The sequence below is a fragment of the Delftia sp. WSY_7 genome (assembly GCF_043104845.1).
GTDB classification, from domain to species: domain Bacteria; phylum Pseudomonadota; class Gammaproteobacteria; order Burkholderiales; family Burkholderiaceae_C; genus Comamonas; species Comamonas tsuruhatensis.
Genome location: NZ_JBICLB010000016.1, coordinates 17,864 through 32,814 on the forward strand (window position 1 = coordinate 17,864; position 14,951 = coordinate 32,814).

The 14,951-nt window shown below is 70.7% G+C and carries 12 protein-coding genes; 6 read left to right on the top strand and 6 right to left on the bottom strand.

Translation table 11 applies throughout. The annotated features are described in order from the left end of the window. The first annotated feature begins 223 nt into the window (after positions 1-223). The 3 genes from ACF8ME_RS07755 to ACF8ME_RS07765 all read left to right on the top strand — a co-directional run bounded on the left by ACF8ME_RS07755 (position 224) and on the right by ACF8ME_RS07765 (position 7,458). Positions 224-3,385 (top strand): hypothetical protein, encoded by a 3,162-nt coding sequence (locus tag ACF8ME_RS07755; protein WP_392415938.1) that lies wholly within the window; start codon positions 224-226, stop codon positions 3,383-3,385. Positions 3,386-3,416: 31 nt separating this feature from the next. Then, positions 3,417-5,147, top strand: coding sequence for an SWIM zinc finger family protein (locus ACF8ME_RS07760; protein WP_392415939.1), 1,731 nt, complete (start codon positions 3,417-3,419; stop codon positions 5,145-5,147). A gap of 307 nt (positions 5,148-5,454) precedes the next feature. Beyond that, entirely contained in the window at positions 5,455-7,458 is a 2,004-nt protein-coding gene (locus ACF8ME_RS07765; protein ID WP_392415940.1) for a reverse transcriptase domain-containing protein, read from the top strand. A 3-nt stretch (positions 7,459-7,461) separates the two neighbouring features. Here the strand turns inward: ACF8ME_RS07765 and ACF8ME_RS07770 are convergent, their stop codons facing one another. Further along, positions 7,462-8,274, bottom strand: a complete 813-nt coding sequence (locus ACF8ME_RS07770) for a helix-turn-helix domain-containing protein (protein ID WP_016447389.1) — start codon at positions 8,272-8,274, stop codon at positions 7,462-7,464. 31 nt (positions 8,275-8,305) lie between these two features. Next, positions 8,306-8,689 (bottom strand): hypothetical protein, encoded by a 384-nt coding sequence (locus ACF8ME_RS07775; RefSeq protein ID WP_392415942.1) that lies wholly within the window; start codon positions 8,687-8,689, stop codon positions 8,306-8,308. Positions 8,690-8,913: 224 nt separating this feature from the next. Between ACF8ME_RS07775 and soxR the strand changes: the two genes are divergently transcribed. The 3 genes from soxR (at position 8,914) to ACF8ME_RS07790 (ending at position 10,054) form a co-directional block, all read left to right on the top strand. Further along, on the top strand, positions 8,914-9,417 hold the full coding sequence (soxR, locus tag ACF8ME_RS07780) for a redox-sensitive transcriptional activator SoxR (protein WP_012202096.1): 504 nt from the start codon (positions 8,914-8,916) through the stop codon (positions 9,415-9,417). Between the two features lie 92 nt (positions 9,418-9,509). Beyond that, complete coding sequence (locus ACF8ME_RS07785) at positions 9,510-9,677, top strand: T6SS effector amidase Tae4 family protein (RefSeq protein ID WP_392416024.1); 168 nt, start codon at positions 9,510-9,512, stop codon at positions 9,675-9,677. Next, positions 9,674-10,054, top strand: coding sequence for a T6SS amidase immunity protein Tai4 family protein (locus ACF8ME_RS07790; RefSeq protein WP_392415944.1), 381 nt, complete (start codon positions 9,674-9,676; stop codon positions 10,052-10,054). The genes ACF8ME_RS07785 and ACF8ME_RS07790 overlap by 4 nt, the downstream gene beginning before the upstream one ends. 91 nt (positions 10,055-10,145) lie before the next feature. Here the strand turns inward: ACF8ME_RS07790 and hutG are convergent, their stop codons facing one another. The 4 genes from hutG to ACF8ME_RS07810 are packed head-to-tail and all read right to left on the bottom strand — an operon-like array spanning position 10,146 to position 14,945. Further along, the gene (gene hutG / locus ACF8ME_RS07795) at positions 10,146-11,003 is read right to left on the bottom strand and encodes an N-formylglutamate deformylase (protein ID WP_392415946.1); all 858 of its coding nucleotides are present in this window, start codon (positions 11,001-11,003) and stop codon (positions 10,146-10,148) included. Positions 11,004-11,017: 14 nt separating this feature from the next. After that, positions 11,018-12,418 carry a formimidoylglutamate deiminase gene (locus tag ACF8ME_RS07800; protein WP_392415948.1) on the bottom strand — a complete coding sequence of 467 codons (1,401 nt, stop codon included), beginning with the start codon at positions 12,416-12,418 and terminating at the stop codon, positions 11,018-11,020. After that, positions 12,415-13,560 (bottom strand): histidinol-phosphate transaminase, encoded by a 1,146-nt coding sequence (locus ACF8ME_RS07805; protein ID WP_392415949.1) that lies wholly within the window; start codon positions 13,558-13,560, stop codon positions 12,415-12,417. Before ACF8ME_RS07805 ends, ACF8ME_RS07800 begins: the two co-directional genes overlap by 4 nt. After that, positions 13,557-14,945: an FAD-binding oxidoreductase gene (locus ACF8ME_RS07810; RefSeq protein ID WP_392415951.1), complete on the bottom strand. Its 1,389-nt coding sequence runs from the start codon at positions 14,943-14,945 to the stop codon at positions 13,557-13,559. Before ACF8ME_RS07810 ends, ACF8ME_RS07805 begins: the two co-directional genes overlap by 4 nt. Positions 14,946-14,951: the final 6 nt, after the last annotated feature.

Here is a 14,951-nt window from a genome sequence, read left to right on the forward strand (position 1 = left end):
GGACGGTTTGCCAGGGGAATCAATGGCCGGATCGGACAAGCGCAGCGGCCATCGGCACTGCGGCGGGCACGCGGCGGGCGGCGCCCGCAGGGCATCGAGGCACTACACTGCGATGCCATCTGACCCTGCGTTGGCCAGCGGGAAACGACGGCCGCGAACACTTTGCGGCCCCGGTTGTTCCCGCCAGCCAACCCCATATGGAAAAGCACTGGATGCCTGCCGCATGAACCTGCTTGCTCAAGCCGTACTGTCCCGCCCGCAGGGACGCAATGAACGCATCAGCACCGTGACGTTGGTGGCCCTGGACCCGCAGGGGCGCGACGCGGCGGCGCGCCATGTCGTGACCTTGCAGGTCACGCAATGGAAGGCCGGCGTCGTCGCGCAGGTCGATGACAGCACGCTGACCCCGTTGCCGCTGGCACTGGAGCCTGCACGACAGCGCGCACTGGCCTATCTGCGCCAGCGCCTGGCGGCCGGCGATGTGCTGCAGTCCCAGCAAGGTTTTGCCGAGCTGGATGGCGTGCAAGCCTTGCCCTTGGCTGGCCACGCCCAGGAACCGGCGCCGCAGCCGCCACAGCTGCCGGAGTCGCCCGTGCAGGCCGCCGCCATACCGGCCCTGTGCCGGCGCCTGGACGGCAATGCCTGGCGGCTGATGCCCGCAGGCCAGCAGGCGCGCCTGGTGTGGCGCCTGGCGGAATATGCGGATGCCGCGCGCGGCGGCGGCGCCCAGCGCCTGCTGCATGCGCAGGTGCCGCGCCTGGTGGCCCTGCTGGGCACGGGCGACGACCTGCTCGACTACTGCCTGGCCTATCTGGTGGGCCGCCTGGGCGATGGCGGCGCGGCGGTGGCCATGCAGGCGCTGTCGCAGCGCGGCGCCAGCGAGGCCACGCGCGACCTGGCGCACCAGGCCTGGCTGGCGCTGCTCGCGCCGCAGGAGCGCCAGGCGGCGCTGCAGGAGCACCGGGATCAGTGGGAGCAGTGGGTACAAGGGGAGCAAGGGGCACAGGGGGAACAAGAGACACGCACCGCCCCGCCGGAGGACGGCCCGCAGGCGCAGCAGGCCGTGTTCAACGCCCTCACGCCCCAGGCGCTGCTGGCGGCCGATACGCTGGGCGCGCACGATGGCGCCGTCCACCGGCAGCTGCTGGCCTGGATGGAGCGCATCCCTTTCACACGCCCCTGGTGGCCTGCCATACGGCGCATCCACAAGCGTGCCGAGTGGCGGCGCGACCACGCCCTGCTGGCCGTGCTGCATGCCCGCTTCGATGGCCCGCGCGACGAGGGTGCCGTCTTCAGCCGCGACACCTCCCTGTACCTGCGCCTGCGCGGCTGGCGCCAGCTGCGGCGCATGGTCTCGGCCGGGCACAGCGAAGGCGCCGCGCAGGCCACGGCCCTGCTCCAGGCCATGGACCGCCGCTGCGCGGGCCAGGCTGCCTCGCGCTCCGGCCGCCTGCCCGAATCGCGCTGGCTGCTCGCCGCCCGGCTGCTGCTGCCGCGCTGGCCACAGCTGCATGCCTCGGCACGCGCCCATGGCTGGTACACCGACGAGGCGCTGGACCTGCAGCAGCTGCCCGCGCAGCGCGTGGAAGGGCTGTCGCCCCTGTGGGACGCCCACCCCGAGCGGCTGCTGCAGCTGGTGGGCCGCTCGCAGTCCACGCTGCTGCTGTGGTCGCTCACGCGCGCTCTGCAGGACCAGAAGGCCTTTCTGGACAGCCTGGATGCGGCGGCCGCCGCGCCGCTGCTGCACCAAACCTATGCGCCCGCCGCCGCCTTGGGCCTGGAGATTGCCCAGCAGCGCATGGTCGCTCTGACCGACGATGCGGCGCGCCGCCCCTGGCTGCTGGCGCTTGCGCAATGCGGCGAGGGGCCGGCCGCCCGCTACCTGGGCGCCTGGCTGTCGCGCGACCGCGCAGCCGCCGCGCGCGATGCCGAGCTGGTGGCGGCCCTGCTGCTGTCGCCCGCCGCCAGCTCGCGCACGCAGGCACTGGCCCTGCTGCTCTATGCCGATGGCGCCGCCGTGGCCCTGGCCCTGCTGGCGGCGCTGCCCACGCTGGATGCGGACGGCGCTGCGCTGGCCGACATCCGCGATGCGGTGCAGGCCCTCTTCGCGGACAAGGCACCGCTGGTCGCGCACGCGCCCGGCGTTCCGGCCCCGCCGCTGCACCACCTGCTGGCGCATTCGGTGACGGCACTGGTGGAGATGGCGACCGCCTGGCTGCTGGCACACCCGCAAGGCCTGCGCACCCTGCCTGCGGCGGCGCTGCGCGGGCTGCTGGAATCCGAGGAACCTGCGCGCATGGCCTGCGGCATACGGCTCATGGGCAGCCTGGCCGACGATCTGCTGTGCGAGCAGGCCGACATGCTGGCCGGGTTCGCGGTATCGCCCCATGCCGCCTTGCGCGCAGCGGCCGCGCCCCTGGTCGAGCGCCTGGCCGGCACCCCTCTGTACAACGCGCGCTGCAACGCCCAGATCGCCGAACGCCTGCACGAGGTGCTGTTCCGTGCGGAAAAGGCCGAAGGCGTCCACGACGCGGCGCTGCGCCTGCTCACCGGCCCGCTGGCCGCCGTGGCCCCGGCCCGCGATGCCTCGGGCATCTGGCGCGCCCTGCAGGCCCAGGCCACGGGTGCGCAACGCTACGGCGCCTGGGGCCTGAAGGCGCTGGACATCCAGGCCTACACCCTGCGCCAGTGGTCCACGCTGGCGCGGCATGCCGATGCCGATGTGCGCGCACTGAGCCGCCAGAGCATCGACACGCGCCTCACGCCCATGGAACAGACCCGGCCCGAGCAGGCGGAACAGCTGCTGCCGCTGGCCGACGCCCTGTTCGCCGACACCCAGCAGTACGCACGCGAGATGTTCGGCCAGCGGCTGCCGGCCAATGCGCTCACGCCCGAGCTGCTGATCAGCTGGGTGGACCATCCCCAGTCCTGGGTACAGGCCCTGGGCCGCCAGCGGCTCGAGCAGCACATGAGCGCGCCCGAGGCCAGCCTCTACCTCGCGCGCCTGGCCCAGCACCCGGCCCCCGGCGTGCAGCTGTTCGTCACGCAATGGCTGCTCGCCCTGCCCGACGAGCCCGCACCGCAGCGCGCGGCGCGCCTGCAGGAGCTGCAGCCCTACTTCCTGGCCGTGCTCAGCCAGGTGCACCGCGCGCGCGCCAGCAAGACGCGCGTGCTGCATTTCCTGCGCGGCCAGGTCGATGCGCCCGAGACTGCGGCCGTGGTCGCGGCCATCTTCGCGCGGCAGGTGGTCAGCGCCAGCCAGGCCGACCAGCCCGACTATGTGGCCGGGCTGCGCGACATCGTGCAGCGCCATCCCCATCTGGCGCAAAGCTTCATGCAGCCCCTGGCGGCGGAGCGGCGCGGCCAGGCCCCGTCTTCCACCTGAGCGCCTGTTCACAGCACGGAGTCGAACGGACATGGAATTTCGCTATCAGTACTACGGCAGCACGCAGGTCAGCGACACGGCCACGCAACAGGCGTTTTCCTTCGCGCCCGACCTGCTGCGGCCTCCCACGCGCTTCGACGGCCTGCTCAGGCGCGACGGCCCGGCCTTCCTGCAGGTGCGCGAAGGCCTCAGCGCGCTGCACAGCGTGGTGGTCAGCGACATGCGCACGCGCGGCCGCGACAAGACGGCCTACCGCGAATGGCTGCAGGAGCATGAGTCCCAGCTGCTGGCCGGCTTCATGGCCGACACCGGCGGCGCCCAGGCGCGCGCCAGGGAAATCAGCGCCGAACTCAAGGACCTGCGCGAGACCCGCAATCAGGTGCTCGCGCCCTTCTACAAGGCGCAGCGCAAATACTTCGACTGGCTGTACCAGGCCAACCGCGATGCCTGGTACGTGCTCGACCCCGTGATCACCGTGCACCCGGACCGGCTGCTGTTCGAGGCCTTCAGCCAGGACGAGTCCAGCTACTGCGCGGTCAGCATCCGGCACGAGGCCTTCGAGCATGCGGGCGAGCGCATCTGCGGCACCACCAACATCGACTACTCGGCCAGCCTCTACGAAGAGTTCCAGAAGATCCGCAGCTACCGGGACACGCGGCTGACGCTGGACCCGGCCGGCTTTGCCGTGCAGGTGGGCGCCGATCCGGCACTGCGCGAGGAAAAGATCGACCTGCCCGACAGCTGGCTGCGCGGCTTCGTGCAGGTCTCCAGCGCCATGGCCCTGCCCGCCACCGTGGTGGAACTGCACCCCATGGACCTGTTCAACATCTGCGCGCGGCTGCGTGCCCGGCGCGAGCGCCATGGCCCGCGCGCGCTGCGCTTCGAGCTGACGCCGGGGCAGCCGCCCGCCGTGGTGTTCGAGCCCTGGGAGGAACGCCTGGCCACCCGGCGCTCGCACGTCGTCAGCGATGCCTTGGGCACGGGCGGCGGCACCATCCGCCTGTGGGGGCGCCGGCGCCTGCTCACGCTGGAGCGGCTGATCCCGCAGGCCACGCGCGTGCGCGTGCACCTGCTGGGCAGCGGCATGCCCAGCTTCTGGGTGGTGGAGCTGGGCCAGGTCACGGTCACGCTGGGCCTGTCGGGCTGGAGCGCCAACGACTGGGCCGCCAGCGCGCGCTTTCACCTGATGGCGCCGCAGGCCGAGGTCACGCCCGCCCAGGTCGAGGCCGTGGGCCGGCAACTGCAGTCGTGCTGGCAGGCCGGCGCGCAGGAACTGGCCCAGGCCACGGGCCTGGTTCCGGCCCAGGTGCACACGGCCATGACGCGCTGGATGCAGGCCGGGCGTGCCGTCTACGACCTGGACGCCGGGCGCTACGCCTGGCGCGAGCTGCTGCGCGAGCCGCTGACGGCGCAGCAATTGCAGCCCGCCAACCCCGAGGAGGACAAGGCGCTGGCCCTGGTGCGCGGCAAGGCCATTGCCCCGCCGCGCATCGACCGCAAGGACGGCTTCAGCCGCATCACCGGCCAGATACCGCGCGCCGACGGCAAGCGCCTGTTCGACACCCAGCTCGAACTCAACGCGGACGAGCGCCTGACCGATGCGCGCTGCAGCTGCAACCACTACCAGCAGCACCGGCTGCGCCAGGGGCCCTGCGAGCACATGATTGCGCTGCGCCTGGTGGCGCAGGCCCAGCTCGATGCCGCACGCCAGCCGGCAGGCCCGCAGCAGGCGGCCGCAGCAGGACAAGGAGAAATCGCGTGAACCGCCTCAATTGCTCTACACTGCCACGCGGAGCGACGCGCAGGCTCTTGCAACCCGGGTGGTGTTTCGCCACCCTTGTGAACTGCCGTTTCATGCACCACGGGCGCCGTTTTCACTGTGCCACCCCAGCGACGGTATGCGTTTTCCTGAGTGGCTTGCCACAAGCGAAACACGCATACCGTCGCGGGGTGGCGTCGAGCGAACAGCTCCCGTCCCGTGAGCCCTGCGGGCTCTTCGACGAGAAGCGCGTCGCTCCACCTTCTTGCCCGCCTCGCACCGGCCGGGCCCGCCTTGCAGGGGTTGCCGCATGAGCCAGCCGCAACCCACGCGCGCCGAGATCTACGAGCGCATCAAGGCCTCCAGCAAACAGGAAGTCATCCTCGAGGAAATGCAGCGCCTGGGCTTCTGGCCCAAGGGCGAGGGACAGCCGCAGCTGGCCGCCGCCCACATCCAGCGCGAAGGCGAGCTACAGCGCGAGCTGGCCGAGCTGCGCCAGCAGATCGCCGTGCGCCAGAACCCCGAGCGCGCACTGCGCCAGATGCGCAAGGAGCGCATGCAAAAGGCGCTGGCCCAGCGCGAGGAAACCAAACGCCGCCAGGCCCAGGAACGCCATGACAAGGCGCTGGCCTGGCATGCCAGGCGGTCCACGCACGTGGGCTATCTGGGCCCCGGCGTCTCCGCGGCCCTGCAGGATGCCGCCCGGGATGGCACGGAGCGCAGGCAGGCCGATCCGCAGCGGCTCGCCCGGCATGGCCTGCCGCAGCTGGCCGATGCCGCCCAGCTGGCGCAGGCCATGGGCATCACGGTGGCCGAGCTGCGCTTCCTGGGCTTTCACCGCGAGGTGGCCCGCACCCACCACTACCACTCGTTCACCCTGCCCAAGAAGACCGGCGGCGAGCGGCTGATCTCCGCGCCCATGCCGCGCCTCAAGCGCGCGCAGTACTGGGTGCTGGACAACATCCTCACCAAGGTGCCCGCGCACGATGCCGCGCACGGCTTCCTGGCCGGCCGCTCCATCGTGAGCAATGCCGCGCCGCATGCGGGCCACGACGTGGTCATCAACCTGGACGTGAAGGACTTCTTTCCCAGCATTGCCTTCGGCCGCATCAAGGGCGTGTTCCGGCATCTGGGCTATGGCGAGGCCATGGCCACCCTCCTGGCCCTGCTGTGCAGCGAAAACCGCGCCCAGGCCTGGCAGGTGGATGGCGAGAAGCTCTTCGTTGGCGGCAAGGCGCGCGAGCGCGTGCTGCCCCAGGGCGCGCCCACCAGCCCCATGCTCACCAACCTGCTGTGCCGCCGCCTGGACCGCCGCCTGCTGGGCCTGGCCAGGCAGCTGGGCTTTGTGTACACGCGCTATGCGGACGACCTGACCTTCTCGGCCTCGGGCGAGGCCGCGCGCGACAACGTGGGGCGGCTGCTGGGCCGCGTGCGCTGGATACTGCGCGACGAAGGCTTCACGCCCCACCCCGACAAGGAGCGCGTGATGCGCAAGGGCCGCCGCCAGGAGGTCACGGGGCTGGTGGTGAACGCGGACAAGCCCGGCGTATCGCGCCAGACGCGCAGGCGCCTGCGCGCCGCCCTGCACCGCGCCACGCAGGCCGGGACAGGCCTGCCAGGCCAATCTGTCCAGCCTGCCCAGGCGCCCCACTGGCAAGGCCAGCCGGCCCATGCCTCGCAGTTGCTGGGAATGGCGCAGTTCGTCCACCAGATCGATCCCGTGCAGGGCGGGCCGCTGCTGGCACAGGCCCGGCAGCTCACGCGCAGCCCTGTGGACCGGGCGAACGACGCCCTGCTCGAGGCCAGCCGGCAGGACCGCGCCGCCGCGCGCGCCAAGCCCCCCGCAAACGCCACGTTCCGGCGCCTGGCAGCCGGCGGGCAGGCACCTGCGCTGGCCAGCGGCAAGCCATGGTGGCAGCCGGCCGCACCCGCAGCGCCCGTGCTGGAGAAGACCGACCAGCAGCGGCGCGAGCAGCGCCAGGAGGAACGGCAGGCCGCCCGGCAGGCGGCTGGCCCTGCCCCCGGCGCCGCAAGCACCCTGCCCGCGGCATCGACCTCTCCATCGCCATCACCGGCCGCACCGGACCCGAATCCGCCCGCATCGAAAAGGCCGCCGATGGCCGGCCTGCTCACCTACTGGGCGCAGATCGTGATCTGCTTCCTGCTGGGCACCGTGTTCCAGGCCCGGCTGATCACGCTGATCGGCATCGTCCTGGTCGTCATCCTCAGGTACCGGCGCATCCAGCGCTGGGATGTCTTCGGGGCGGCGATGGTGGTGGCCGTGCTGGTCGGCCTGGGATTGCGGCTTTCGTAGCGATCAGCGCACCGCGCTGCGCAGTGCCAGAAAGCGGCGCGGCGAGGTGCCCACGGCCTTGCGGAACATGGTCACGAAGGCCGGTGCGCTTTCGTATCCCAGGGCATCGGCCACGGTCTGGATGCGCAGCCCCTGGGACAGCTGCTGCAGCGCGGTGAGCACATGCAGCTGGCGGCGCCACTGGTTGACGGTGAGGCCGGTCTCGGCCAGGAACAGCCGCGTCATGCTGCGCTCGCTCATGCCGATGCGCTGGGCCCAGTCGGCCAGCCGCGCCTGCAGCTGGGGCTGCTCGCACAGGGCGCCGGTCATGCGACGCAGGCGGCGGTCGCGCGGCAGGGGCAGGTGCAGGCCCTCGGGCTGCGCGTTCTGGATTTCATCGAGCAGGACCTGCATGAGCCGGCCATCGCCGCTGTCGGGCTCGTAGTCCTGCGGCAGGCCCTGCACGCGCTCCAGCAGGGCATGCAGAAAGGGCGAGACGGCCAGCGCATGGCAGGGGCCGGGCGCGGGGCGCGCCGCGCCGGATTCCACAAAGACGATATGGCCGCTGGCCGCACCGCTGCAGCTGACGCGGTGCAGCGTGCCGCCCGGAATCCAGGCGGCGCTGCGCGGCGGCACCACGCAGACGCCGGCCTCGGTTTCCAGCGTGATCAGGCCCGCATTGGTGACCATGAGCTGGCTCTTGCGGTGGGCATGGAAGTCCATTGCCCAGTCACCCGGGCCCGAGCGCATCGGCAGGACGATCACGGGACGGTCCACATGGTCGGGATCCCACCTCTCGGGCAGGACTTTGAGCAGGGCGGAATCCACGGCATTCATGGTGTTTCTCTCAGTTCATGTCAATCGGTCATCAATCGGACCCGAGCAGCTCCCGTGCACGCTGCTGCGCATCCTCGGGGGAGGCCACCAGCAGCATGGGATAGCCCCAGGCCTTGCCGAACATCTGTGCGAAGGCCTCGGCCTCGGCGCGCTTGTGCGCATCGGGCTCGGCGTGGACCAGGGCGCGCACCAGGCTTTTGAGCTCGGGGCGGCGGGCCTTCATCCACAGCACGACCTGCTTGCGCTCCTCGGGCGAGCGCTCCTCCTGGGACATGTCGCCGTCGCTGAAGAAGACAAAGGCCTGGCCGCGGGCCAGCAGGGCCGAGAAGTCCTCCAGCAAGCGGTCCACGGGCACGGCCTTTTCGCGCTCGTAGCCCATGCGGACCAGGGGAAAGCTGCTGCTGTCGATGTACATGGAAACCTCCGGCCGATGCCATTCAATACAAATGAGACCCATTACTGTATGAATGAACGGCAGCTGCGTCATTGCAGCACTCGGCCAAAGAATTTCGCAGTCCGGCCAGGACGCCTGCAGGGGCGGTACAAGCCCCGGTTGCCCTGTTCCTGCGCTTTCGCTCAGAATGGCCGCATTCTTCGAGTTCAAGTGAACTTGAAGTCAAGCCACGAAGGAAAGCCACCATGAAAACCGAGGATGATCCGCTGCTCAGCATCGGCGACGTGGCGCAGCGCAGCGGGGTCAAGGCCTCGGCGCTGCGCTTTTACGAGTCGCTGAACCTGATCGAGTCCGTGCGCAGCGCCAGCGGCCACCGGCGCTACCACCGCTCGTCGCTGCGGCGCATCGCCTTCGTGGTGTTCGCCCAGCGCATCGGCTTCACGCTGGAGGAGATCGCCGAGCAGCTGGCCAAGCTGCCCAGCCGCCATGTCCCCACGGGCGGGGACTGGCAGAAGATGTCGCGGGTCTGGAAGCAGCGGCTGGACGACCGCATAGGCGAGCTGCAGCGGCTCAGCGAGAGCCTGGACCAGTGCATTGGCTGCGGTTGCCTCTCGCTGCGCCACTGCGTGCTGCACAACCCCGGCGACCTGTGCGCACAGAACGGCCCCGGGCCACGCCGCTGGCTGGGCGACCCGCCGCCCGTGGCCATGGGCGGGCCCTGCCCGGGCCACTGCCACGACGAAGGCTGATCAGGATGAGCTATGTTCCCAACATGACGAGATTTCCAATTCCGGAGGGCAGCACCTACAAAACCGTGAGTGGGGCTGACGGTAGACAGTACATGGACGGAGTGGGAATCATCGTCGTCAAAGGCCACGGATGGGGCAATGCAATCGGCCATGTGACCCTATGGAACGGCACGGAATGCTCTGACACTTGTCACTTGATGTCGGACCCTGACAACGGCACGTTCGTGCCCGACATTGCATCCATTTGGGTATTGCCATGAAGCCCTCAGTCCTGCTATGGGTCTTGGCTGGTATCGCTTGCGCAACGGTGCAGGCGCAGACGCTCCCGCAAACAAGCAAGTACAGCCAGAAGACCCTTCTGAAGAATTGGGCGCTCAGCATTTGCTTGGCGCAAGTGGCTCAGGACGAGCGCACGGCCAGGGACGCCGGGTCCACCGCCGGAGCCTACCTGGAATTTGGTCAACAAGACTTGGCCGTGTATGACGACCTCCGGGCTCTGGTTGCCAAGTATGTTGCCCTGAAATACGGCGGCTCAGTGCCCTCGGAATTCAACACAATGAAGTGCATTGACCTGTTTCACAGCAAGGAGCTTGACCGGATCACCTCCAAGGCAGTGAAGAGTGTGAAGGTCAGGTAGGCCGGGACACAGAAAGGGCCAGCCGGTCAACGCTGCAAGGCAATACGCCCATGCAGACGATGAAGATCTGCGGCCCCGGCGCGGCGCCGTGTCAGGTCGGCTTGCGCACGAAGTCCAGCACCGCCTGCAGCATGCGCTGCAGCGTGGGCTGGATCTGTTCGGCACGCTCGGGCAGGTAGTCGAAGGGCAGCGCTTCCTGCATGTAGCTGCACTGCGTCATCTCCAGCTGCACGGCGTGGATGCCGGCCTCGGGCTGGCCGTAGTGGCGCGTGATGTAGCCGCCCGTGAAGCGGCCGTTGAGTATGGCGGTGTGGCCCGGCGCGGTCTGCGCAATGGCCAGCAGATGCTCGGCCAGTTCCAGCGCGCAGCTCGTGCCCTTGCCGGTGCCCAGGTTCAGGTCGGGCAGCTTGCCTTCGAAGAAACGCGGCAGCACCGAGCGGATGGAGTGCGCGTCCCACAGCGCCACGGTGCCGTGCACGGCCTTGAGGCGGTCCAGCTCGGCGCGCAGCTGTGCGTGGTACGGGCCCCAGATGGCTTCGCGGCGCGCGGCGATTTCGGCGTCTGCGGGCACATCGGCCGGGTCGGCGTACAGCGGCGTGTCGTCGAAGGTGTCCACGGGGCACAGGCCGGTGACGCTCTGGCCCGGGTAGAGGCTGGCGCCATCGGGCGGACGGTTCAGGTCCACCACATAGCGCGAATGCGTGGCCACGAGGATGGAGGCGCCCATGGCCTTGGCGAACTCGTACAGGCGCGGCAGGTGCCAGTCGGTGTCGGGCACGTGGCGGGCTTCCTCGGTCAGGCGCGCGGCGATGTCGGGCGGCACATGGGTGCCCGCATGCGGCATGGAGATCAGCAGCGGCGCCGTGCCCTGGTGGAAGATGAAGGGAGGGGGAGCGGTATCGGTCATGGCGTGATTCTGGAACGTTTCTGGCGGTTTTTGCGGGCCCATGGCATGCGGGGGCCTCAGGATTGCAGGGTGGCCGCGCGGGCCGCGACAAAGCCATGGGCTGCCGCCTCGTGCAGCGCATGCCGTCCGGCCTGCACGCGGCGCTCGCCGCCCACCCACAGGCTGTGCAGGGCGCTGCTGCGGTGGCTGCCGAAGACATGGGCCGAGACCATGGCCTGCACCGGCAGGCCGGCCAGCGCCACATGGTCTGCGTCCAGCGCCAGGAAGTCGGCCTGCTGGCCCACGGCCAGCCCGGCCACGGGGCGGCCTGCGGCCTGGGCACCGCCCTGCACGGCAGCGGTCCACAGCGCGGTGCCCACCTGCGGGTCGGGGCCGGCCAGCACATTGCGCTGGCGCAGCGACAGGCGCTGGCTGTATTCGAGCATCAGCAGTTCCTCGGCCGCGTTGACGCAGGCATGGCTGTCCGAGCCCACGCCCCAGGCGCCGCCGTGGCCCAGCCATTGCGGCATGTCGAAGATGCCATCGCCCAGGTTGGCCTCGGTGGTGGGGCAGATGCCGGCCACGGCGCCGCTGCGCGCGGCGCCCGCGTATTCACCGGGCGTCATGTGGGTGGCGTGGACCAGGCACCAGCGCGTGTCCACGGGGGCGTGCTCCAGCAGCCATTGCACGGGGCGCTGGCCGCTCCAGGCCAGGCAGTCGTCCACCTCCTGGGTCTGCTCGGCAATGTGGATGTGGACGGGCGCGCGCGCGTCCAGCGCCGTCAGGCCCTCCACGGCCACGCGCAGGCTGTCGGGCGGCACGGCGCGCAGCGAGTGGGGCGCCAGGCCCAGGGCCGCGCCTTGTGCGCGCGCCTCGGGCAGCAGGCGCCGCAGCAGGGCCAGCATGTTGTCGGTGCTGCGGATGAAGCGCGCCTGGTCGGCGCGCGGCGGCTTGCCGCCGAAGCCGCTGGTCTGGTAGAGCACGGGCAGCAGGGTGATGCCCATGCCGGCCTTGCGCGCGGCGCGCAGCAGGGCCAGGGACAGCGTGGCGTCGTCGGCATAGGGCCGGCCATCCCGGTCGTGGTGCACGTAGTGGAATTCGCAGACCGAGGTGTAGCCGGCCTCCAGCATCTCCACGTACAGCCAGGTGGCGATGGCCTCCAGCGACTCGGGCGTGATGCGCGCGGCAAAGCGGTACATGAGGTCGCGCCAGCTCCAGAAGCTGTCCTGGGCCTCGGCGCGGTATTCGGTCAGGCCCGCAAAGGCGCGCTGGAAGGCATGCGAGTGCAGGTTGGGCATGCCGGGCAGCACGGGGCCGGGCGCGCGCGGCGCGCTGCCGGGCGGGGCGTCGGCCTGTACGGCCAGCAGGCGCCCTGCGCCATCCCAGCGCAGCAGCACATTGCGCGCCCAGCCCGTGGGCAGCAGCGCATGCTCCGCGAACAGCGTGCGGCTGTCGGGTGTCGGGTCGATGCCGCTCATTGCCCGGCCTCCAGGATCTCGGCCAGCGCGCGCACGAAGCGTTCGTTGTCGGCCTCGGTGCCCACGGAGACGCGGATGAAGTGCTCGAAGCCCGGCTCCTTCCAGGGCTTGACGATCAGGCCCCGGGCCAGCAGCGCCTCGTTCACGGGGCCGTTGGGGCGGCCGATGTCGATGAACAGGAAGTTGGCGGCCGAAGGCGCTATCCGAAGTGCGGGCAGTGCAGGCAGAGCGGCCAGCCGCTGCGCCAGCACATCGCGCAGGCGCACGGTCTCGGCCACGCCGCGCTGCATGAAGCCCTCGTCGCCCCAGGCCGCCAGCGCCGCCGCCTGGGCGGCCTGGTTGACGTTGAAGGGCGTGCGCACGCGGTCCAGCAGTTGCACCAGGGCCGCGTCGCTGGCCAGGCCATAGCCCACGCGCAGGCCTGCCAGGCCCCAGGCCTTGGAGAAGGTGCGCAGCACGATCCAGGGCATGGCGCGGCCGCGCAGCAGGGCCAGCACGTCGGGGTAGCCGTCGGCGTGCAGGGCGTACTCGTAGTAGGCCTCGTCCACCACCAGCAGGGTCTGCGGCGGCGTGGCGTCCAGCAGGCGCGCGAAATCCCCGGCGCTGAACATGCAGCCCACGGGATTGGAGGGATTGGCCAGCATGGCGATCTTGGGGCCGCGCGCCAGCGCCTGGCACCAGGCATCGACATCGAAGCCCAGCGCGGGCGTCAGCTCCAGCAGCTCGACGCGGGCGCCCATCATGCGCGGGTAGATCTCGTGCAGGCCGAAGGCCGGGCGCTGGGTGAGCACGCGGTCGCCGGGCGAGAGAAACGCCTGGCACAGCATCTGCAGGATGTCCTCGGAACCGTTGCCCACGGCAATGGCCTCGGCCGGCACGCCGGTGCGCGCGGCGATGGCCGCGCGCAGCGCCGTGCATTGCGCATCGGGATAGGTGCCCACGTGCAGGGCCAGGTCGGCCAGGGCGCGGGCCACGGCGGGGCTGGCGCCAAAGGGGTTCTCGTTGCTCGCCAGCCGCGCGATCTCGGTGACGCCGTAGCGCGCCCGCACGGCCTCGGAGGACAGGCCTGCGTTGTAGGGCGGCAGCGGCGGCACTTCGGGGCGTGCCAGGGTGTGGATCGCGTGGAGGGCGGGAGCGTTCATAGGTCGAATACCTTGCCGGGGTTGAACAGATGCAGGGGGTCCAGCGCCTGCTTGATGGCGCGCATCACGGCCAGTTCGGCCGGGGTGCGGCTGGCGCCGAGATAGGGCTTCTTGTGCAGGCCGATGCCGTGCTCGGCCGAGACGCTGCCGCCGAACTCGCCGACCAGGTGGTACAGCGCGGCCTCGACGCCTTCGCAGTCGCCGTTGGCGGTGGCACCGTCCACCGAGACATGCAGGTTGCCGTCGCCCACATGGCCGAAGAACAGCGTGTGGTGGCCGGGCCAGCGCGCGTCGAACGCGGCGCGGCAGGCATCGGCAAAGCGGCCGATGTCGGCCTGGGGCAGGCTGACGTCGAAGTTGACGGGCGGATGCATGTTCGTGTTGAGCTCGGCCGGCGCCTCGCGCAGCTTCCACAGCTGGCGCGCCTGGGCCACGGACTGGGCGATGACGGCATCGGCCACCTCGCCGGCCTCCATGGCCTCGCCCAGGGCCTCTTCCACGTCGGCGCGCAGCGTGGCCTCGTCCTTGCCGTCCACATCGATCAGGGCCAGCAGCGCATGCGCCTGGCCAAACGGCGGCTGCAGCTTCTGCCAGCGGATGGAGGCCTGGATGAAGCTGTCCCACATCAGCTCGAAGGCCGCCACGCCGTTGCCAAAGCGCGATTGCATGCGCGCGAGCACGGACAGCGCCGCATCGAAGTCCGGCACGGCCACCAGGGCCGTGGCGCGGGCCTGGGGCGCGGGGCGCAGGCGCAGCAGCACGCGCGTGACGATGCCCAGCGTGCCCTCCGAGCCGATGAAGAACTGCTTGAGGTCGTAGCCCGTGTTGTTCTTGAGCATGGGGCGCAGCATGGGCAGCACCGTGCCGTCGGCCAGCACCACCTCCAGGCCCAGCACCTGCTCGCGCATCATGCCGTGCTGCAGCACGCCGTTGCCGCCCGCATTGGTGGCCACGTTGCCGCCGATCTGGCAGCTGCCGCGCGCGCCCAGGTCCACGCCGAAGACCATGCCTGCGGCCACGGCCGCCTCCTGCACGGCCTGCAGCGTGGCGCCGGCCTGCACGGTCATCAGCGCGGTGCGCGCGTTCACGTCCTCGATGGCATTCATGCGCTCCATGGAGACGGCCACGGCACCCGCCACGGGCACGGCCGCACCGGCCAGGCCCGTGAGCCCGCCCTGGGGCACGACAGGCACGCGGTGGGCCGTGCACAGGCGCATGAGCGCGCTGACCTCGTCGGTGCTGCGCGGGCGCACCAGGGCCAGCGGGCGCTGGGGCGGCGTGCCGCTCCAGTCGGTGTGGTAGCGCGCGGGCACATCGTCGCCGCGCTGCGCCACTTCGGCGCCCAGGGTGGAAATCAATTCATCGAGAAACAGTGCATGGGGCATGGGACA